Annotated in this window: 19 protein-coding genes; 14 read left to right on the plus strand and 5 right to left on the minus strand. The window is 53.1% G+C overall.

Features of this window, described 5'->3' with window-relative positions:
- The first annotated feature begins 77 nt into the window (after positions 1 to 77).
- Entirely contained in the window at positions 78 to 1844 is a 1767-nt protein-coding gene (gene argS, locus Q5911_RS08570; RefSeq protein ID WP_076778025.1) for an arginine--tRNA ligase, read from the plus strand.
- Positions 1845 to 1907: 63 nt separating this feature from the next.
- Positions 1908 to 3086, plus strand: a complete 1179-nt coding sequence (locus Q5911_RS08575; protein ID WP_303182400.1) for an alanyl-tRNA editing protein — start codon at positions 1908 to 1910, stop codon at positions 3084 to 3086.
- 54 nt (positions 3087 to 3140) lie between these two features.
- Here Q5911_RS08575 and Q5911_RS08580 read toward each other — a convergent pair whose 3' ends face one another.
- The gene (locus Q5911_RS08580) at positions 3141 to 3632 is read right to left on the minus strand and encodes a prolyl-tRNA synthetase associated domain-containing protein (RefSeq protein WP_076778022.1); all 492 of its coding nucleotides are present in this window, start codon (positions 3630 to 3632) and stop codon (positions 3141 to 3143) included.
- Between the two features lie 180 nt (positions 3633 to 3812).
- Here Q5911_RS08580 and Q5911_RS08585 point away from each other — a divergent pair, with 180 nt between their 5' ends.
- From Q5911_RS08585 to tsf, 9 genes are all read left to right on the plus strand, one after another.
- Positions 3813 to 4811 carry a CPBP family intramembrane glutamic endopeptidase gene (locus Q5911_RS08585; protein WP_303182386.1) on the plus strand — a complete coding sequence of 333 codons (999 nt, stop codon included), beginning with the start codon at positions 3813 to 3815 and terminating at the stop codon, positions 4809 to 4811.
- A 150-nt stretch (positions 4812 to 4961) separates the two neighbouring features.
- On the plus strand, positions 4962 to 6077 hold the full coding sequence (locus Q5911_RS08590) for a C40 family peptidase (RefSeq protein WP_303182387.1): 1116 nt from the start codon (positions 4962 to 4964) through the stop codon (positions 6075 to 6077).
- A gap of 203 nt (positions 6078 to 6280) precedes the next feature.
- Complete coding sequence (locus Q5911_RS08595) at positions 6281 to 7393, plus strand: C40 family peptidase (protein ID WP_303182388.1); 1113 nt, start codon at positions 6281 to 6283, stop codon at positions 7391 to 7393.
- A gap of 183 nt (positions 7394 to 7576) precedes the next feature.
- A complete protein-coding gene (locus Q5911_RS08600; protein WP_303182389.1) occupies positions 7577 to 8452 on the plus strand; it encodes a LytTR family transcriptional regulator DNA-binding domain-containing protein in 876 nt (291 codons plus the stop codon).
- Positions 8453 to 8473: 21 nt separating this feature from the next.
- Positions 8474 to 9199, plus strand: coding sequence for a hypothetical protein (locus Q5911_RS08605; protein WP_303182390.1), 726 nt, complete (start codon positions 8474 to 8476; stop codon positions 9197 to 9199).
- 150 nt (positions 9200 to 9349) lie between these two features.
- Complete coding sequence (locus tag Q5911_RS08610; RefSeq protein ID WP_303182391.1) at positions 9350 to 10183, plus strand: ABC transporter ATP-binding protein; 834 nt, start codon at positions 9350 to 9352, stop codon at positions 10181 to 10183.
- 2 nt (positions 10184 to 10185) lie between these two features.
- Positions 10186 to 10905 carry an ABC transporter permease gene (locus Q5911_RS08615; protein WP_303182392.1) on the plus strand — a complete coding sequence of 240 codons (720 nt, stop codon included), beginning with the start codon at positions 10186 to 10188 and terminating at the stop codon, positions 10903 to 10905.
- A gap of 193 nt (positions 10906 to 11098) precedes the next feature.
- Positions 11099 to 11869, plus strand: coding sequence for a 30S ribosomal protein S2 (gene rpsB, locus Q5911_RS08620; RefSeq protein WP_157888426.1), 771 nt, complete (start codon positions 11099 to 11101; stop codon positions 11867 to 11869).
- Positions 11870 to 11935: 66 nt separating this feature from the next.
- Positions 11936 to 12856, plus strand: coding sequence for a translation elongation factor Ts (tsf, locus tag Q5911_RS08625; protein WP_076778007.1), 921 nt, complete (start codon positions 11936 to 11938; stop codon positions 12854 to 12856).
- A gap of 198 nt (positions 12857 to 13054) precedes the next feature.
- Here the strand turns inward: tsf and Q5911_RS08630 are convergent, their stop codons facing one another.
- Complete coding sequence (locus tag Q5911_RS08630) at positions 13055 to 14437, minus strand: methyltransferase domain-containing protein (protein ID WP_076778002.1); 1383 nt, start codon at positions 14435 to 14437, stop codon at positions 13055 to 13057.
- A gap of 254 nt (positions 14438 to 14691) precedes the next feature.
- Between Q5911_RS08630 and Q5911_RS08635 the strand changes: the two genes are divergently transcribed.
- From Q5911_RS08635 to Q5911_RS08645, 3 genes are read left to right on the plus strand one after another with little or no spacing between them, the layout of a single operon-like run.
- A complete protein-coding gene (locus tag Q5911_RS08635; protein WP_303182393.1) occupies positions 14692 to 17388 on the plus strand; it encodes a DEAD/DEAH box helicase family protein in 2697 nt (898 codons plus the stop codon).
- Positions 17389 to 17418: 30 nt separating this feature from the next.
- Positions 17419 to 18105 (plus strand): response regulator transcription factor, encoded by a 687-nt coding sequence (locus tag Q5911_RS08640; RefSeq protein ID WP_303182394.1) that lies wholly within the window; start codon positions 17419 to 17421, stop codon positions 18103 to 18105.
- Positions 18102 to 18704: a sensor histidine kinase gene (locus Q5911_RS08645; protein ID WP_303182395.1), complete on the plus strand. Its 603-nt coding sequence runs from the start codon at positions 18102 to 18104 to the stop codon at positions 18702 to 18704. The genes Q5911_RS08640 and Q5911_RS08645 overlap by 4 nt, the downstream gene beginning before the upstream one ends.
- Here the strand turns inward: Q5911_RS08645 and Q5911_RS08650 are convergent.
- The 3 genes from Q5911_RS08650 to Q5911_RS08660 all read right to left on the minus strand — a co-directional run.
- Positions 18691 to 19209 carry a TetR/AcrR family transcriptional regulator gene (locus Q5911_RS08650; RefSeq protein ID WP_303182396.1) on the minus strand — a complete coding sequence of 173 codons (519 nt, stop codon included), beginning with the start codon at positions 19207 to 19209 and terminating at the stop codon, positions 18691 to 18693. The genes Q5911_RS08645 and Q5911_RS08650 overlap by 14 nt on opposite strands.
- A gap of 20 nt (positions 19210 to 19229) precedes the next feature.
- Positions 19230 to 19778, minus strand: a complete 549-nt coding sequence (locus tag Q5911_RS08655) for a manganese efflux pump MntP (protein WP_303182397.1) — start codon at positions 19776 to 19778, stop codon at positions 19230 to 19232.
- A 24-nt stretch (positions 19779 to 19802) separates the two neighbouring features.
- Positions 19803 to 21336 (minus strand): ABC transporter ATP-binding protein (locus tag Q5911_RS08660; protein WP_303182398.1); only part of this gene is annotated, 1534 nt, incomplete at its 5' end.

The following is a 21336-nucleotide window of genomic DNA, read 5'->3' on the forward strand; positions in this document are numbered from 1 at the left end:
AGCCTGATTATGGTAGACTTATAAGATGATGTCAGGGTGCGAGGAAGGATCCTGGCTGCAGGAATGGAGGAAAAAGAATGAAACAACTGATAGATCTGATCACGGAAGAAATGGAAGAGGCGTTTGAGGCGGCAGGATATGACCGCTCCTACGCAAAGGTGACCCTGTCCAACAGGCCGGATCTGTGTGAATACCAGTGCAACGGCGCCATGGCCGGCGCCAAAGCATACAAAAAAGCTCCTTTTATGATCGCCCAGGATGTGGTGGATCAGATTAAGGGGGGGGGATGTATCCTTTCAGCAGAGATGGTGAAACCAGGGTTCATCAATATCAAACTGGACGATAAATATATAGCAGGCTATCTGAATGAGATGGAAGCGGACGAAAAACTGGGCGTGGAAGAGACCAGCAATCCCCAGACCATTGTCATCGATTACGGCGGACCCAACGTGGCCAAGCCGCTCCATGTAGGACATCTCCGCTCTGCCATCATAGGAGAGAGCGTCAAGAGGATCTGCCGTCTTATGGGACACAAAGTGCTGGGAGACATCCACATGGGCGACTGGGGCTACCAGATGGGCCTGATCATCACAGAGCTGAAGAAGCGCCAGCCGGATCTGGTATACTTTGACGAGTCCTTTGAGGGAGAGTATCCCGAGGAGGCGCCCTTCACCATCGGGGAGCTGGAGGAGATTTATCCGACAGCCAGCGCCTACGCGAAAGAGCATGAGGATTACCGGGAAGAAGCATTGCATGCGACCTATCTTCTTCAGAACGGACACAGGGGATACACGGCTGTGTGGAAACATATCATGCAGGTCTCTGTGACGGATCTGAAAAAGAACTACAGCAACCTGAATGTGGACTTTGATCTCTGGAAGGGGGAGGCTGACGCTCAGGCCTATATCCCGGATATGATCGAGAAGCTGAAAGAGGAGGGATATGCCCGGGTGGACCAGGGGGCCCTTGTCATTGACGTGAAAGAGGAGAGCGACACAAAGGAAATCCCGCCCTGTATGATCCAGAAATCGGACGGAGCATCGCTCTACGGCACCACGGATCTTGCCACTCTGGTCCAGAGAGAGCAGGACTACCACCCGGATCAGGTGATCTATGTGGTGGACAAGAGACAGGAGCTTCACTTTACGCAGGTGTTCCGCGCGGCCAAGAAGACCGGTATCGTGCCGGAAGAGACGAGACTGCGTTTTCTGGGATTTGGAACTATGAACGGCAAGGACGGAAAGCCTTTCAAGACAAGAGAAGGCGGTGTAATGCGTCTGGAGAGCCTGATTGCGGAGATCAACGAGGAGATGTACCGCAAGATCACAGACAACCGGACAGTCAGCCAGGAGGAGGCCCGGGAGACAGCCAGGACTGTGGGGCTTTCCGCTATCAAATACGGGGACCTCTCCAACCAGGCTTCCAAAGACTATGTGTTTGATGTGGACAGGTTTACTTCCTTTGAAGGAAATACAGGTCCCTATATTCTATACACCATCGTGCGGATCAAGTCCATCCTCAATAAATACACAGAGGCCGGAGAGACACTGGAGGGCCTTTCAGTTACCGGCGCTCACGGGGATGAGGAGAAGGCGCTGATGCTGGAGGCGGCCAAGTACAACGGAGTCATGGAGACAGCCTTTGAGGAGCTGGCACCCCACAAGATCTGCGCGTACATCTATGAGCTGGCCAACGCATTTAACCGGTTCTACCATGAGACAAGGATCCTGGCAGAGGAAGATAAGGAAGTGCAAAAGAGCTACATCGCCCTTCTTGTGCTGACAAAGAAGATACTGGAGAGCTGTATCGATGTGCTTGGCTTTGAGGCGCCGGAGAGGATGTAAGCTGACTGGAATGCGACGGAAAGGATGTAGAGATAGATGGAGCTGCCAGAATATACTGGAGATATGACGAGAAAGCTGTTCTATGAGGACAGCCACCGGAAGGAATTTGAGGCGCGGGTCCTCTTCTGCGCGGCGTGCAAAGAGGACGGCGGTTTCTGGACTGTGCTGGATCAGACCTGCTTTTTCCCGGAAGGGGGAGGGCAGTATGCGGACACCGGATACCTGGGAGAGGTGAAAGTGCTGGATGCCCGGGAGCGGGACGGCGTGGTGTACCACAGGACGGAGGCCCCCCTGGAGCCGGGAGATCTGGTCTGCGGCCGGATCGACTGGGAGGAGCGCTTTGAGAAAATGCAGCAGCACACCGGGGAGCACATTGTCTCCGGTCTTGTCCACAGCCGCTTTGGCTACAACAATGTGGGCTTCCATCTGGGCAGCGACTACTGCACCATGGACTTTGACGGTCCCATTACGCCGGAGGAGCTCCGCCAGATCGAGTGGGAGGCCAACCGGGCGGTGGTGTCGGATCTGGAGATCCTTGTGCAGTACCCCTCGAAGGAAGAACTGGAACAGATGGAGTACCGCAGCAAGATCGAGATAGAGGGGCAGGTCCGGATCGTCAGCGTGCCGGGATATGATGTGTGCGCCTGCTGTGCGCCCCATGTGAAGCGGACAGGTGAGATCGGCCTGATCAAGCTGGTGAACCGTATGAACTACAAAGGCGGAGAGCGGATCACGATGCTCTGCGGCTTCCGGGCGCTCCGGGACTACGAGGTGAAGCTGGCAGGCGCGAAGGAGATCGGCGCGCTGCTGTGCGAGAAGGAAAATCAGATCGCCGGGGCGGTGAAAAGGCAGAAGGAGGAGCTGGAGAAGCAGAAGTATGAGAATGGAAAACTTGTGCACCAGATCCTGGCGTACCGTGCAAAAGAGATCCAGATCGAATCCCCGGTGACCGCTGTCTTTGACGGAAGTCTTGCAGGGGATGCGCCGAGAGAGCTGATGAATCTGCTCCTTGATCGGGGAGCCGATATCTGCGCGGTCTTTGCAGGGACAGAAGAAGATGGCTACCGGTATGTGATCGGCAGCCGCCAGGCAGATGTGAGACCTCTTGGAAAAGCGATGAACAGCCGGTTTGAAGGCCGGGGCGGAGGAAAACCTGGCATGATCCAGGGAACACTGGCAGGCGGACAGGATGAGATCCGCGCATTTGCAGAACATTTTATAAAAGAGAATAGAGAAGAATAAAAAGCCAGGAGCTTTCCCTCAGGAAGGAGAGCTCCTGGCTCTTGTATACTTTGCTTACAGCTTGATCTTGATCACGTCTACGTCCAGGTCCCAGAGGAATTTGTCCAGATCTTTAAAGGACAGGAAGACGGTCGCTGTGTTTTCCAGGGGATGGATGCCGAGGCTTTTGCAGCGGCTCAGATCCTTGTCAATAAAGAATTCTACAGCGTGGTCTGTGTCGTTCATCAGCCCGAAGGGGGAGACGCTTCCCTGCTTTAGCCCCAGATATTTCTCCAGGCGCTCCTCGGAGGCAAAACTTAAGTTGCCGGCGCCCAGGGTGCGGCCCAGCGCTTTGAGATCCACGGTCTTCTTCTCATCGCAGGTGACGAGAAAATGCCGTTTTCCCTTGGCGTCCCGCAGGAACAGGTTCTTGCACAGGGTTCCCTTCTGGGGAAGTCCGAGACGGTCCATATCTTCCATAGTGTGGACAGGCTCGTGCTCTACTACTTCATATTTAATGCCCAGTTTATTCAGGGCATCGTAAACTCGCTGTTTCTGATCTTCCATGATAAATTAAGCTCCTTTCGTGGGGGTGTTTCTATTATTATAGGGCGAAATCAGAAGAAAGAAAAGAGTTTATAGTTTTTTAATTGCAACTTTCCCGTTTCGGAAGTAGAATAAAAAAGAATTTTGAACGGCTGCCTGCGGGCAGCATGTATTATGATTGAGAAAGCGAGGCTTTAATATATGAGTAATCCTTGGGAAAACCCAAACCAGGAGCCAGGAGAAAACAATGAACCCCACAGAATGCCCCAGGGGATGCCCACGGGCCCTGTGACCCCTCCGATGGGAAGGAGGAAAGGGACGTGGTACGCCTGGACGCCGCTGCTCATCAAATACCTGATCAGCATTACCGTCAGCATGATCGCTGTGATGGGATACACGTTTGTATATATCTCACAGCACTATGAGGAGACGGTAGGAGCCATGCAGAGTCAGCAGGATATGTTGGAACTGTCCGTGTCCATCTCAGAGAGGATGCTGCAGTACACCACCCAGCTGGAGGGGATCACTGCGCTGATCGTTATCCCCGTTATCCTGTATATGTTCCACAGGGACAGAAAAAATGAAAAAATGGCGGGGGTGATCCCTAACCGGAAGGCTCCTCTGTGGAAATACGGAGCAGTGATCGGCATTGCGGCTGCTCTGTGCGTGGGACTGAACAACCTGATCCTGATCTCCAATATTTCCAGCTACAGTGCGGCCTACCAGCAGACTTCCGACTCTCTGTACAGCGCCCCCTTCGTGATGCAGCTGCTCTGCCTCGGGATCCTGGTTCCCATATCAGAGGAACTGGTTTTTCGCGGGATGATGTTTAAGAGGATGCGGGAACAGTCTGGTTTCGGGCAGGCTGCCTTCTTATCCAGTCTTGTGTTTGCCATCCTGCACGGGAATATGGTCCAGATGCTGTATGCATTTGCAACAGGCATGATCCTTTGCTACGTATATGAAAAGTATGGATCTGTGAAAGCGCCGGCTGTTGGGCATATAGTGATGAATATCATTTCTGTTGCCGCTTCCCGGTTCGGATTTTTCGGCTGGATGATGGAAAATAATATGCGCATCAGTGTGATCACGATCCTTTGCGGCGCTTTTGCGGCGGTTATGTTTGTCCTGATCCAGCGGATCGATGAGCGTCCGATACTTCCGGGCGGGCCGGAGGAAAAGAACACAGCAGTCGTATAGAGAAAAATGAAATGTTACAAAAATGTTAAAAAATATTGCAAAAATATGACCGGTCATTTATAATAAAATCTGTTGAACAGAAATGAAATGACAGATATTGACAAGATGTTGATACCAGACAATGTGACCGGAAAGGGTGAAGACAGGAGAATGAAAAGATTTGGAAGAGCGTCTCTTGCCGTGGCACTGGCCAGTTCTATGGCCGTGACCCCGGTGTTTGCAGCGCCGGATACAGATGAACTTGAAAGCAGCAAAGCGGCGGCCCAGAGCGAGGCAGACTCCCTGCAGGAGCAGCTGACAGAGCTTCTCAACAAAGCAGGAGAGCTTGAGGAGGAGATGATCGCCACCGGAGAAAAGATCATCGAGGCCCAGGCAGATCTTGAGGAGGCCCAGCAGAAGGCAGATGAGCAGTATGCGTCCATGAAGGTGCGTATCCAGTACATGTATGAAAACGGGCAGGCCACTGCCATAGAGACGCTCCTGTCGGCCACAGATTTCTCGGATTTTGTGAACAAGGCTGAGTATATATCAAATGTACATACCTATGACCGGCAGCAGCTTCAGGCCCTGGAAGACACAGAGAAAGAGATCCAGGATCTGAAGACCACGCTGGAGGAGGAGCAGAAAAAGCAGGAGTCCATGCAGGAGGAGTATGAAGCCCAGGAGGCGGAGCTGAATGCGACCCTCGAGGAGAAGAAGGCGGAGATCGCTGACTATGACCAGCAGATACAGGCTGCGGCCGAGGCTGCTGCTGCGGAGGCGGCGCAGAGGGAGGCGGAAAGCCAGAGTGCAGAGTCATCGGGAGGCAGCACATCAAACGGGTCCGGCAGCGGAAACAGCAGCTCCGGCGGAGGCAGCTCATCCGGGACAGTTTCCGGGGGAGGCTCCACCGGTGGCAGTGGATCATCTTCCGGCGGTGCATCCAGCGGGAACACCTCTACCGCCCAGGCGATCGTAAACGCGGCTTACAGCCAGCTGGGAGTTCCCTATGTATACGGCGGCTCTACAGCAGGCGTGGCACTTGACTGTTCCGGACTTGTCCAGTACTGCCATGCGGTGGCCGGGATTTCCCTTCCCAGGACATCCCAGGCGCAGGGAGGATGCGGCGTGGCGGTCAGCAGCCCGCAGCCGGGAGACATTGTGTGCTACGGAACCCATGTAGGCATCTACATCGGAAATGGACAGATGATCCATGCACCGAAGCCGGGTGATGTGGTGAAGATCGCCAGCGTATACGGGTCACCCTGGTACAGGCGATGCTGGTAAATTGTTCAAGATATACTTAAAAAATGTGGACCGGGGACGGATGCGTCTCCGGTTTTTTGAGTGGAAGAAGAACTGGCAGATTTTTCTGTGAGAATTTTGGGAAATTGTTGAATTGAACGGGAATATGTAGTAACATGTAATTTGAATAAGTGAAACTGAATTCATAAGAGTATAAATAATTTACAACAGACAGGTGGGAGAATATGAAGAGAAAAATCGCACAGGCTTTTATCACGGCAGCACTGATCAGTTCCATGGCAGTCAGTCCCGTCTTCGCCACGCCCTCTGTGGAGGACCTGCAGAATGACAAGGCGGCGGCAGAGGATGAGGTGGTTTCGCTTCAGTCAGAGCTGACAGGCATCCTGGACAAGATCAGTACGCTGGAGGCAGACCTGCAGAAAAAGCAGGAGGAGATCGACCAGGCGAACATAGACCTGGAGGAGGCTATTGTCCAGCAGGACCAGCAGTATGAGGACATGAAAAAGCGTATCCAGTACATGTACGAGTCCGGAAGCGGAAATGAACTGGAGCTGCTCCTGTCGGCGGAAAGCTTTTCCGATCTGGTGAACAAGGCCGAGTACATAAAAAATGTGCATACATATGACAAAGAAAAGCAGGAGGAGTACATAGCTACAACGAAGAAGATAGAGAAGCTCTCCGAGAGCCTCCAGGAGGAGGCGGAGAGCATGACGCAGATGCAGAGCCAGCTGGAGGAGGACAAGACTTCCCTGGGCACCATGATCGAGGGAAAGCAGTCCGAGATTGCCCAGCTTGACGCGGACATCCAGGAGGCGGTGGCGGCCCAGCAGGCGGCGGAAGAGGCCCGCAGGCAGCAGGAGGCGGCAGCGGCAGCAGCCGCAGCCCAGGACACCGCACCCAGCCAGCCGTCTAACGGCGGCTCCGGCGGGGGCAGCTCCAGCGGAGGCAGCGGTTCCGGAGGCGGCAGCAGCACGGTGATACCTCCCCAGGGGAGGGACGGATGGGCGGTAGTGGCCTATGCGAGACAGTTCCTGGGCAATCCCTATGTATATGGCGGCAACAGTCTGACCAATGGCATCGACTGCTCCGGATTTACCCAGCAGATCTATGCGGCCTTTGGAGTCAGCCTCGGCAGGACGGACACAGCCCAGGCATCGGCGGGAGTGGAAATCCCTCTCTCCCAGGCTCAGGCGGGAGACCTGGTTGTCTACTATGGACATGTGGGTATCTACAATGGAAGCGGCGGCCTGATACATGCGTCGTCGCCGTCGGTGGGGATCATCGAGTCTCCGAGCTGCACGTATCGTCAGATACGCTGCGTGAGGAGAGTTCTCTGATCCTTGGTGAACAGACAGAGGGTCTGCGCTTTGTGGCGCAGGCCTTTTTTCGCCCTTCATCCGAAGGAGTTCCGGCCATGCTTCCTCCCCGTATATTGCATTCTGCGTCTTCATCCAGTACAATGGAGGAGTATTTTGACTGTTGCGGAAAATGGCAAGAGTGATGACAAAGGAGAACAGACTATGGAAGAGCTTTTGAGGGAGGTTTTATACGGCAGCCGGATGCTCCACTTTGAGGGGACCAAAAAGGCCGAGGCCCCTCTGGTGGAGGCGGCGGGCCGGGACGCGGGATATGTGGAAGATGAGGGAGCCCTGTATGAAAAGATGACAGTGAGGAAATATCTGAAGTTTTTCGCGGGGCTGTCGGGCACGGAGAAGCGGGTGCGCTCCGCGGTGGAGCAGATGCATCTTTCGGAGCTGCTTGGGAAAAGGCTGAGCTCCTGCACGGAGGGGCAGAAGAAGCGGGTGCGTATCGCGCGGGAGATCGTCAGGGGGGCAGAGGATTACTTTATCCTGAACCCCATCGCCTTTGAGGAGGAGGAGTCAAAGAAGGTCATCCTCGGCTGGATGGAGAGCTTCTGCGAGCGGGAGGGGCGGCTCATAACACTCTCCTGGTCCCACCGGGACACCTGCATCTGCCCCGGGGACCACTATGAGATTGCCCGGGATGGTGTGCGGTGCATCGACCAGGGGGAGAGCACACAGGACAGCCCGGAGCTTCCCCAGGTGAGCAAGATTTCTGTCTCCTACAATGAAAAGAATTTCCTTTTTAATCCGGAGGAGATCGACTACGTGGAGGCGAACGACGGAAAGGTTTTTGTGTATGTGAGGAGGGAGCAGTATGCAGGGGACTTCAGGATGAGTGACCTGGAGGAAAAGCTGGCTAGGTTCGGCTTCTTCCGGTGCCACCGCTCCTACATCGTGAACATGCAGAAGGTGGTGGAGCTGGTGAAGTGGACGAGGAATTCCTACTCCCTGCGCCTGGCGGGGTATGAGAAGACAGATGTTCCCCTGTCCAAGGGAAAGATACAGGAGCTTCGGAGCATGTATGAGTTTTAGAGGTAAGGGAGGAAAACAGCTATGAAGAAAATGTGGACGCTACTGAAAAAAGATATCTGGACATCCTTTACGGACAAGACGATCCTCTTGATGGTCCTGACGCCGGCCATCCTGGCCCTCATCTTCCGGGTGGTGTACTTTGATCCCTGGATGCTGCTCCTGACCATGGCTCTTTTTAACATCGTGCTGGTGCCGCTGACAGATTATCCCCTTCTTCTTGTGGAGGAGAAGGAGAGAGATACCCTGTCCCTTCTGTCCCGGTCCGGCGTGTCGCTGGCCCACTTTGCGCTGTCCAAGGCAGGGGCCTGTCTTGTGGTGGGAGAGCTCATGGCTGTGGTGGTGTTTCTGATCGCGGGGGCGGATATGTCGCTTCTGCCGGAGTACCTGCTGGTCCATCTGGCCGGGGTGACGGCCCTTCTGCCCTGGGGCTTCCTGACCGGTGTGTACGCGAAGGACCAGAACAGCGTAAATGTGTACGCGGCCGTCAGTGTGGTGGCTGTCTATGTGGCTCCGGTCTTTTCCTACTGGAACGTGGCATTTGGAAGGCTGGCAGAGTTCCTGCCCACCGGCATCCTGGGCGTGGTCCTGAAGAAGCTGCAGCCCATGGAGGGCTTTATGGATGTGTCCCTGGTCTGGGGAGGGGCCGTGTGCGCGGTCTGGTTCCTGGCAGGAATCGCTTCCCTCTTTGTGATCCGGAAAAAGAGACCCTTTTTCCCCACCCTGGAGACCGGGACGCGGCAGAGATAAGAAATAATAAAGTGACTTTTGAAGGTGAGGCTTTGCAGGTCTCACCCCTTTTTTTGCTCCGTTCATCCTCTGACAGGCTCCATTTACCGGGAAAATAAGGTGAAAATCCAGAGAAACGGTAAGATAGGAGCTGTAAGGAGGACGAAAGCCATGACAAACATCGTAAAAGCAAATCAACTGACAAAGACCTTTGGAAATGTAAAGGCGCTGGATCACTGTGATCTGGAGATCAAAAAAGGAGAGATATTCGGATATCTGGGACCCTCCGGTGCGGGAAAGACAACCACTATCAAGCTCCTCACCGGACAGCTCCACAGCGACAGCGGGGAGGTGACGGTACTGGGGAAGGACCCGTTTTCTCCGGATATAAAAAAGAAAATAGGCATTATGAGCGACATGAGCGGCCTGTATGAGAAGATGACGGTCTATGAGAACCTGGACCTGTTTGCGGATATTTACGGGATCAGGGACAAAAAGGAAAAAATACGGAGGACGCTGGAGGCGGTGGAGCTCCTGGACGCTGCCAAAAAGAAGGTGGAGAAGCTCTCCAGGGGCATGAAGCAGAGGCTGGTCTTCGCAAGGACCATCCTCCACGATCCGGGCCTTCTCTTTCTGGATGAGCCCACGGCCAACCTTGACCCGGCCACGGCGGACGAGATACGGGATCTCATAAGAAAGCTGAACCGGGAGGGGGCCACCGTCTTTCTCACCACCCACAACATGGAGGAGGCGGATGAGCTCTGTCACAGAGTGGCCCTTCTGAACAAGGGGAGCATCGTGGAGAGCGGCTCGCCGGAGGAGCTGAAGCTGAAATACTCACACAAAAGGGTGGTCATCACCACGAAGGAGGGGAAAAGGGAAGTGCCCCTTGAAAGAGAAGCCCTGCTGGAGTCTCTGGGGCAGGCCGGAGAGGTCCTCATGATCCACTCCGAGGAGCCCAGTCTCCGGGACGTATTTCTTACACTGACAAAGGAGGAGCAATAGCTATGAGCGGAAAGATTATTTTTACGTTACTGAAAAAGGACCTGAAGGGGTGCCTGACCAACAAGAATATCCTGGTGAGCTTTCTCATTCCCATCGTATTCTGTTTTATCTACCAGAACGTCTTCAGCGACCTGGGAGATGAGGCGGGGGATTATGTGCTCGGTATGTGCGCCGTATTTTCCATCGCCATCAGTCCCACCAGCATCCTGCCTGTGATGATCGCCGAGGAGAAGGAAAAATACACCCTCCGGTCCCTCATGATGGCCCGGGTGAGAGGGCAGGAGTTCCTGGCCTCCAAACTGCTGGTCTGCCTTCTGATGACGCTCCTGGACGCGGCGGCCGTGTTCTTCATCACAGGGGGCGATATGAAGGATTTCCCGGTCTACACAGGGGCTGTGCTGCTGGCTTCAGCGGGCCTGTGCTTCCTGGGAGCGCTGGCGGGACTTCTGGCCAGGGACCAGGCGTCGGCGGGGACCATCGGGGCGCCCCTCATGCTGCTGACCATGCTGCCTCCTCTTTTCGGGGGACTGAATGAGACGCTGGAGAAGGTGTCTGTAGCTGTGCCCACCACCTCCTTTCAGACGATCTACAATGGAGTGACTCAAAATCAGGAGCTGCTGGCAAAGAACAATCTCATCGCCCTGGGCGTGTGCGCCCTGTGGATCGGGGCCGGGTACATCCTGTTCAACCTCTTCTACCAGAGAAAGGGCATTGACTGCTGATAAATCATGCAAAACAGCGGCACAAAATGAGGAGAAGTGCTTGCAACAGGGCAGGTTTTATGATAATATATGACCGTTGCAAAAAAACACGCATATGTCTGCCCGCACCGGTGCCTAAGCTTTTTTAAGGAAAAGACGGTCATGCGGGAAATGAAATGTGCGGAAGAAAGAAAACCAAATGGAGGAAAGAAACATGAGTGTTATTTCAATGAAGCAGCTTTTAGAAGCAGGTGTTCACTTTGGACATCAGACAAGAAGATGGAACCCTAAGATGGCTCCCTACATCTACACAGAGAGAAACGGTATCTACATCATCGACCTGCAGAAATCCGTTGGAAAAGTAGATGAGGCTTACCAGGCTGTATCTGATATCGCGGCAGAGGGCGGCACAATCCTGTTCGTAGGAACAAAGAAACAGGCTCAGGACGCTATCAAGACAGAGGCAGAGCGCTGCGGTATGTTCTATGTAAATGAGAGATGGCTCGGCGGAATGCTGACAAACTTCAAGACCATCAAGAGCCGTGTGGCACGTCTGAAAGAAATCGAGGCAATGGCTGAGGACGGAACATTTGATGTCCTTCCTAAGAAAGAAGTTATCAAGCTGAAAAAAGAGTGGGAGAAGCTGGAGAAGAACCTTGGCGGCATCAAAGAGATGAAGAGACTGCCGGATGCGATCTTCATCGTTGACCCGAAGAAAGAGAGAATCTGTGTGCAGGAGGCTCACACACTGGGGATCCCGCTGATCGGTATTGCTGACACAAACTGTGATCCTGAGGAGCTTGACTATGTGATCCCGGGAAATGACGATGCTATCCGCGCTGTAAAACTGATCGTTTCCAAGATGGCAGACGCTGTTGTTGAGGCGAACCAGGGCGCTGCTGAGTACAGTGAGGAAGAGTACGCAGAGGGCGAGGAAGCTTACGACGAGACAGCAGAGGAAGCTGAGGAGACAGTGGAGGCCTAAGCTCCGGACAGAGGCGTACAGACCGGTAATTCGTATATATTCGTATATAATATGGAGGAAAATAAAATGGCAGTTACAGCTAGTATGGTAAAAGAGTTGAGAGAGCTTACAGGCGCAGGCATGATGGACTGCAAGAAAGCCCTCAGCGAGACAAACGGAGATATGGACGCAGCAATCGAGTACCTGAGAAAGAACGGCGAGGCAAAGGCTGTTAAGAAAGCCGGAAGAATCGCTGCAGAAGGTCTTGTTATGGCTGAAGTAAAAGATGATAAGACAGCAGCTATCGTAGAGGTTAACTCTGAGACTGACTTCGTTGCAAAAAACGCTGAGTTCCAGGGATTTGTTAAGGCAGTTACAGAGCAGGCTCTGGCAACAGAGGCAAAAGATATGGACGCTTTCATGGCAGAGGCATGGAACGAGGACGCTTCCAAGACTGTTCAGGACGCTCTGACAGAGAAAATCTCTGTTATCGGCGAGAAGCTGAGCATCAGAAGATTTGAGAAGATCGTTTCCGACGGATGCATCGTTGCATACATCCATGGTGGCGGACGTATTGGTGTTCTTGTAGAGGCTGAGACAGACGTGATCAACGACGAGATCAAAGCTTGTCTGAAGAACGTAGCTATGCAGGTAGCAGCTATGTCTCCGAAGTATGTGTCCAGAGACGAAGTTTCTCAGGAGTTCATGGATCACGAGAAAGAGATCCTGCTTGCACAGGCTAAGACAGAGAATCCGGATAAGCCGGAGAACATCATCGAGAAGATGATTATCGGACGTCTCAACAAAGAGATGAAAGAGATCTGTCTGTTAGACCAGGTATACGTACAGGACAGCGATCTGACAGTTGCCAAGTATGTGGCAAAAGTTGCTAAAGAGAACGGTGCAAACATGACAGTTAAGAAGTTTGTACGTTTTGAGACAGGCGAAGGAATCGAGAAGAAAGTAGACGACTTCGCGGCAGAGGTTGCAGCTCAGGCTGGAATGTAATCTCATAACCACAAAGGTGTCTGAAGCCCTTGAAAATCCCGTAAAACGGGCGTTTTCAAGGGCTTTTTTATGCTGAACTATCTTTATAATCTGCTTCTTCGCCTTTCTTCCCAACTTCTTCAAAGATAATAGTGAAAGAATCTCCCTCTTGCTGAAGCAAAGAAACACTTTTTTTATTCTTTGCTCAACGGGCATGTCTTACTTCCTGGCAACGGCGATGTAGTCATACTCGCAGTACCAGAAGTTACGCTCGTAAAACTGCTGCTCGAAAAGATCCAGTGCCTCCTGCATCCACTCGAAGTCATTTTTACATTGAATATTATAGGGATCCTTCTCGTAGGCTTTCCGAAAATAGTCGCTGCGATAGGAAAAACTTTCGTGGAAGAGGTCATCCCGGTCGTCATAGTCCATATTGCTGAGATCTTTTATATTGCTGAAAATATGGATGTCGTGATAGCCGGTATCGAAGAGTTGGGTGTAAAGCTTCCGGCCGTTAAGACGGTCAGAGACACCGTGGGCAGTCAGACTCTTCTCTATGATCTGATCCATCAGATCGCTGCCCGGATAGCACAGCTTGCTCCCGTCATCAGATCCCCGGAGGATCACGTAGCCGTCATCTGCAAGAAATCTGCGAAGTCGGTGAAGAACCTTGCCTGGATTTTTTAAATGGTGAAGCGTGAGAGCCGAGAAAATAATGTCGAATTTTCGGATTCCGTATCTTTCCATCATATCTTTAAGCAGTTGTGTAAAATTTTCGTCTTCCAGATCTATGACCTCAAAAGCCATTTTAGGATTATCATGGAGCTGGCGCGCTTTTTCAATGACAAGGGGGTTGTTGTCTATTCCCAGTATCAGATCTGTCCATCCGGCATTCCCGAAGCGGTCTTCCGCCACATACCCGTAAGCGCAGCCGGCATCCAGGATCACAGAATGTTCGCGCAAGGCTCCCTGGCTTTTGAGATACTCAAGAGCAATTCTGTCAGAAGAGGCGGAATTTCCGGCTTGTATGCGGAGCCGGTCTGCCTCGTTCCGATATGTGGATGAGTAGATGGACTTATGACTTTTTCTGGTTTTGGTATCAGACGGCGTTTTCCCGGCGCGGAGATCGGGCTGCTCCGGCTGATTTGCGGGTGAACTCAGTTTTTCAAGGACCTTTTTTGTGAAAGCGCAGAAAGCGGAGATGTCCATGCGCTGTATGTCGCAGTTCTGGTAGCTTCGAAGTGCGCGCGGGAGGGCGTGGGGAGAGATTCCGTCGGTGTATGTGATGATCTCCGCGTCTTTTTTTATGTCATTCAGGATGTCAGTGTGAAAGCTTTCCCATTCATATTTGATCCATCTGGATTCGATGTAGGACGGATCGGTGCTGATGAGGAGCAGTATTTTTGCGGTGTCGAGGGCGTGATCGATAGAGCGCTTGTAAACGCTCTCTCCCAGTTTCAGAAGCGTGATGTTGCTGTAAAAAGCAGATATGCCCATCAGGCAGAATTCTCGATATATCTGTTCCGCAATCTGGGCGTCTCTTGTCTGACTGCCATCAGAGGTACTGTTTTTAAAAGATATAAATATGTCAAATTTATTCATCTTATGCATGCTCCTTTTGTATGCGGCTTGCTGTTTCCAGGCGGTATCCGGTCAGTCCTGTATGTTCCTGAAGTTACTGGATTTATAATAAGTATACTGCCGTATGGAGGAGGGAGGCAAGTGAAATTGTGAGAAACTCCTGTGAGCGGCAGGGATATGCTGATTGAAGGATGACCGGGCCATTGACTTTTCCTCCAAATCCATATAGAGTGGACTTGTAGCATGACACAGACAGCACAAGGGGAAAATGAGAAATGAAAAACATATACGAGGATACACTGCAGTTCAGGGGAAGCTGGAGAGACTACCAGGACAGGGTCCTGCAAAATTCCCAGAAATATCTGGCGGACGGGAAGCTGCATATCGTGGCGGCACCCGGGTCCGGGAAGACGACCCTGGGCATTGAGCTGCTCCGGCGGTTGGGAGAGCCATGCCTGATCCTGTCTCCCAGCATCACCATCCGGCAGCAGTGGCTGGAGAGGATCACGGAAGGCTTTCTGCTGCCGGGGAGGGAGCCGGAGGAACTTTTGTCCAATGACCTGAGATATATGAAGTGTATCACCGCCATTACCTACCAGGCCCTGTACAGCGCCATGAAGCATTACCAGGGGCAGTTAAGTGACGGCGATGATGAGTCGGAGGAGGATGAAAGGGAGTCCGAGGCAGTGGATTTCCGCGATTTTGACATTTTCGACGCAGTGAAGGCTGCGGGAATTAAGACCATCTGCCTGGATGAGGCGCATCACCTGAGGAGCGAGTGGTGGAAAGCTCTGGAAACATTTATGAAAGAGCTGAAGGGAATGACTGTCATTGCCCTTACAGCCACACCTCCCTACGACAGCACGCCGGGGCAGTGGAAGCGGTACATCGACCTGTGCGGCCCCATTGACGAGGAGATCTTTACGCCGGAGCTGGTAAGAGAGGGAAGCCTGTGTCCCCACGAGGACTACATTTATTTCAACTGGCCCTCCAGGGAGGAGCTGGCTGAGATCGAGGCCTACCAGAAGAGTGAGAGGGAAATCTGGGAAAAGCTGCTGACGGGAAGCAGATTTACGGAAATGATCGCCACTCACAGGGGACTTAGAAACCCGGAGGAGTACAGCGAAAAATTTCTGGACGATCCCAAGTACTTTTCGGCCCTTCTGATCTTCTGCCAGGCCCAGGATATCCCCTTTCCTTCCTATCTGCGGGAGCTGATCGGCACAGAGGGAAAGCTGCCAAAGCTGACTCCCGAATGGCTGGACGCGCTGCTGCAGGGGTTCCTGTATGACGATGCGCAGTCCTACGAAGTGACGGAAGGGGAGAGGGAGGAGCTCCTGAAGGAGCTGAAAGAGGCGGGCTGTGTGTACCGGAAGAAAGTCTCCCTCACCCACAGGGATGCCATGCAGAAAATCCTGGTCAAGAGCAGGGGAAAGATGGAGAGCATCAGAAGGATCGTGGAGGCGGAGCATCAGTCGCTTGGGGAAGAGCTGCGGCTTCTGATCCTGTGCGACTATATCAAGAAGGACAAGCTGCCCCTTGTAGGGACAGACCAGACACTGGCGGCCGAGATAGGAGCCGTGCCGATTTTCGAATATCTGAGGAGAGAGGCCGGGGAAGGGATCCGTCTGGGATGCCTGAGCGGCAGCGTGATACTGGTCCCTGTGGACACGAAAGAAAAGCTGGAGGTCCTTTTGCAGGAGAAGGGCTGCCAGGGCACTCTGTCCCCTGTCCGGGACACCGGCTACGGCCAGCTTAAAGTGAAGGGGAAAAATACCCATGTGGTGTCGGTCATCACAGAGCTGTTCCGGCAGGGGCAGATCAATACACTGGTGGGGACCAAATCCCTCCTGGGGGAGGGGTGGGACGCCCCCTGCATCAACTCACTTATCCTGGCTACCTATGTGGGCTCCTTCATGCTCAGCAACCAGATGCGGGGCCGCACCATCCGGACGGACCGGGATCACCCGGAGAAGACAGGCAATATCTGGCATCTTGCCTGTATCTTCCCGCAGAAATCCGGGAAGACAAAGCACCCGGACCTCTCCGGGGATTACGAGATGCTCAAAAGAAGATTTGAGTCATTTCTCGGTGTCTCCTGGAAGGATAAAGTGATAGAGAGCGGCATGGAGCGGCTTGCCATCCCGGAGTTTGACACAAAGGAGAAGATGGAGAAAGTCAACCAGATGATGCTGCGGCGGGCGGTGGACAGGGATGGCCTGAGAGCCCGGTGGCAGGAGTCGCTGCGGGAGATCCACGGCGGCATGGAAGTCCAGCAGGTGGAGACGGTCCCCAGGGAGGAAGAAAAGACCGGCTTTCTCTTTTTCAATGCACTGTGGTATGAGATTTTCAGCGTGGTCCTGGCGGTGATGGCCGGGATGGGGCGCATGTTTGTGGAGGCGGCTTATGGAACCAGATCCGCTCTGGCGGCGGCCCTTGGCCTTCTGATGCTGGCCGCCTGCGTCCTGGTGGCCAGGTACGGGATCAGGCTGGCCCGCTTCAGCACGCCGGAGCGGCGGATGAGGCGGCTCAGCCAGGCGGTGGCCGATGCCCTGGCGGAGACCGGAGAGCTGGAAGACCCGCAGCACTGCCGGGCCCAGGTGGAGTCTGTGGAGGGCATGCTCATCGGGACATGGCTTAAGGGCGGCACCATGCGGGATAAAACCACCTTTGCCGCCTGTATGGAAGAAATCTGGGGCGTCATCGATAATCCCAGATACCTGCTGATGCGGGAGAAAAGAAGAGGGCGCGGGGAAGAATATTACAGCGTCCCGGAAATTTTCGGCAGACAGAAAGAGCGGGCCCTGGTCTTTGAGAAACATATGCGCAGGGTGCTGGGACGGTACCGGGTTGTCTACACCCGTACGCCGGAGGGCAGAAAGATCCTGCTTCGGGCCCGGACCAGGTCTTTTGTAAACAAAAATCAGAGCGCTCTGCAGGGACGGAAAGTGGCAAAGGGAAAATACGAATGATCAGTAAGAAATCATGCAAGGAGAGGACAGATGTATAAAATCCTGATCGTGGAGGATGACAGAGGACTGAACCAGGGCATCACCCTGGCTCTTGAAAGGGAGGACACGGCTCTTTTGCAGGCTCATGCTGCCGGTGAGGCCAGGGAGATATTTGAGAGGGAGCAGGTGGACATGGCTCTGCTGGATGTGAACCTGCCGGACGGCAGCGGGTACGACCTTTTAAAAGAGATCCGCAGCCACTCGAAGATCCCGGTGCTCCTCATCACGGCCAATGACCTGGAGAGCGATGAGATCACCGGTTTTTCCCTGGGGGCGGACGACTATATCACCAAGCCCTTCGGGCTTATGGCCCTGCGGGCCAGGGTGGACCGGATGCGGCTCCGCACAGGCGGTGAGCCGGAGAGTAAAAAAGACGACTATGCGGACAGCAGGTACCATTTTCAGTTTGAGGAAATGCGGTTCTACGTGGACGGGCAGGAGATCGTCTTAAGTAAGATCGAGCAGAAGCTCCTCCGGTTTTTCGTGCGGAACCCGGGGCAGACCCTTACAAGGGAGCGGCTGATGGACGTCCTCTGGGGCAAGGAGGCCGCGTATGTGGAGGAAAATGCCCTCAGCGTGGCGGTGAACCGCCTGCGCCGCAAGCTGGAAGGCCGGGCCGGATACAGGCCCATTGAGACAGTGTACGGACTGGGATATGTGTGGGAGAAGAGAGCATGAGGATACAGATCGGAGCCAGGCAGACCATGGAGCGGCTGGAGGAGATGCTGGACGGCGCCATGGACGGCACATTTGAGGAGGACCATTACAATGAGACGGAACTGTCCCGCCTGGAGTCCGGCATCCTGGAGATCCAGCCCGTGAAGCAGAGCCTTAAGCCCCTGCTGGAAGGGGTGGCGGAGACGTTTGGACCCGGGGCAGGGGAAAAGGACATGACCCTGGAGTGCGTCCTGCCTCCGGAGGAGGTCCTGTGCCGGTACGACAGAAAGTGGACCGGGGAGGCGCTGGGCAATGTGGTGGACAATGCCATCAAGTATGCCCCTGCCGGTTCCCGGGTGAGGATCCGTGTCCGGGAGTTTGAATTCTACGTCTGCATCCAGGTGGAAGACCAGGGACCGGGCATCCCGGAGGAGGAGAGAGCCCGGATCTTTGGCAGGTTCTGCCGGGGCGGGCAGGTGCAGCAGGAGGAGGGCGTGGGCATCGGCCTCTACCTGGCAAGACAGATCCTGGAGCGGCAGGACGGCTATATCAGGGTCAGCTCCCGGGAGGGGGAGGGAAGCTGCTTTGGGCTTTATCTTCCCCAATCTAAAGAAGCATAAATTTATCCATTATCTGGATGCTTCTCTGCGCTGTTTCAAAATCGTAGTTGCAACGGATAATTTCTAAAAACCCAGCCAAATATGCTTTGGACAAGAAGAATGGCAGATGCGCTTGTCGAGATAGTTCCCCTCTACACTGTAATAATCGTTGATACAATGTATCGGATGGCATTTTGTGAAATTCAGCATAGAAGGGGGCATCCTTACATCGAACAATCGTCCTGAACACATCCCAGTAGGTATAGGTAAAGGTCAAGCATGGTTCAGGAATAATAGCATTGACATTTTCCTGGGGACATATCAGTTTTTCTAATAGTTCATTGGATGCTGGTTCAACAACAGCACGAAACAGTGCATCCTTGCTTGGAAAGCGATGATATAAAGCGCCGGTTGTCACTCCAGCCTGTCCGCAAATGTTCGCAAGGGAAGTGCCCTGATAGCCGTTTTGTAAAAAACCGTTTTTCGCATACCCCAAAATTCTTATAGTGGTATCTTTATCTACCATTTTTTCAATGGTCCTTTCTCTTATCCAGTAACGAGGATTTTCACCCCGATTGCGATAAGAATAAGTCCACCTATAATCCCTGCCTTCTTTTCCATGCGGTCGCCAAATATACTTCCGATTTTTACTCCCGCACCGGAAAAAAGAAATGCAGTGCAGCCAATCAGCAAAACAGCCATCGCTACATTTACTTTCAATGCCGCAAATGTGACACCTACCGCAAATGCGTCAATGCTTGTTGCTATGGCAGCGGGGATCATTACCTTTGCGGCAATCGATGCAGAGTTCAATGTGGACGTTTCCTTTATTGTTTCTCTCAGCATATTCAAGCCTATCAGAGTCAATAGAATGAAAGACAGAATACGAGAGATAGGCGCGATGTACTGAATTACGGTTTCCCCACATAAAAAGCCGAGAAGGGGCATAATCAACTGAAAGCCGCCAAAATACAGGCCGGTTACAATACACGCTTTTTTACATTGTCCTTGAATAGTTAATCCTTTGCCCACAGAAACGGCAAAAGCATCCATCGCAAGACCGACTGCAATCAAAAGCAACTCTACTCCGTTCAACGCTGCCCCTCCTTCAGCTTCGATTTACACAGCCCAGCCAAGGCTCTCCTGCTGAATATGGAACAGCTTATGATACAGCCCATTCTTCTTCATCAGCTCATCGTGGGTTCCATGCTCTACCAACCGTCCATTGTCAAGAACGAGGATCTGGTTCGCATCCACAACTGTACGGAGGCGGTGGGCGATCATAATAACTGTCTTACCTTCCACCAGTTTGGCAATCGCCTTTTGAACCAGAACTTCATTCTCCGGGTCGAGGGATGCTGTGGCCTCGTCAAGCAGAATAATGGGCGCATTTTTCAGCAATGCTCGGGCGATGGAAATACGCTGGCGCTCACCGCCGGAAAGGGTGCTGCCGTTTTCACCGAGGACCGTCTGATACCCGTCCGGCATCTCCCGGACAAATTCATCACAATAGGCTGCTTTGGCAGCAGCAATTACCTGATCGTCCGTTGCGTTTGGATTGCCCAGCCGGATATTGTTCATAACTGTATCATTGAACAGGGTCACATCCTGGAACACGAAGGACATATAAGACATGAGGCTTTCCGGCTCCATACTCTTGATGTCTTTGCCGCCCACGGTGATCTTGCCCTTCTGAACATCCCAAAAGCGGGCAATCAGTTTGGAAATCGTGCTTTTACCGGAACCGGACGGCCCAACGAGGGCAGTCACGCTCCCTTGGGGGATTTTGCAGGAAACATCTTTGATGACATCTTCCTGATTGTAGGCAAAAGTCACATGGGAAAGTTCAATATCGCAGTTCGGGACCGTTTTCCCGTCACCGTCCATTGCAGGAGTGGTGAGCAGGGTACGCATACGACTTGTGACCACATTCAAATTCAGCAACGAGGACAGATTTGCCAGGATTGACAGGATCGGGCCATAAATCCGTGTTACCATCAACAGGAACATAAGCAGCGGAAGAAGCTCAATCTGCCCATTTGTCAAGAGGATAGCACCGACAAAGATTGTGATACCAACGCCTGCCTGCAAAATCATACTGGCACTGGACATAAACACACCGACAGCCATTTCTACCTTGATGGCGATCTTTTTCATGGCAAGCAGAGCTTTATCCAACGCACTGAAATGTGAGCCGGACAGCCCGCAGGACTTGATGATCTTCATGCCTTCCAGGTATTCCTGTACCTGGTCAGAAGCAGCCAGCTTTGCGTCAACCTGCTTTTCAAAGAGTTTCTTTTGATGGTTCCGGCTGAGCCAGATAATGAGGAAGGCAATCGGAACCGTGATGAATACGCACAGGGCAAGCCGCCAGTCAAAGAAGGCCAGCAGGATGCAGGTCAGGGTCACCGTGATGCCGTTTGCAATCAGCGGAGGGATCGTGCTGCTGAGCAGGGACTCCATGCTGCTGCAATCTGCCATCATATTCGTGGTCAGTTCGGAAAGGTCCTTGGTGTTAAAGAAATTCATAGGGAGTTTCCGAAGATGCTCCGCAATCCGCAGCCGGGTCGTATTCGACTCCTTATACGAGGCAATATAGGTTTTGCGGTAATCGTTTTTGGCGGCCAGAAATACCAGGATGGCCGAAACAATA

Origin of the sequence: Lachnoclostridium phocaeense (genome assembly GCF_959599685.1) — a bacterium.
Lineage (GTDB): Bacteria > Bacillota > Clostridia > Lachnospirales > Lachnospiraceae > Claveliimonas > Claveliimonas monacensis.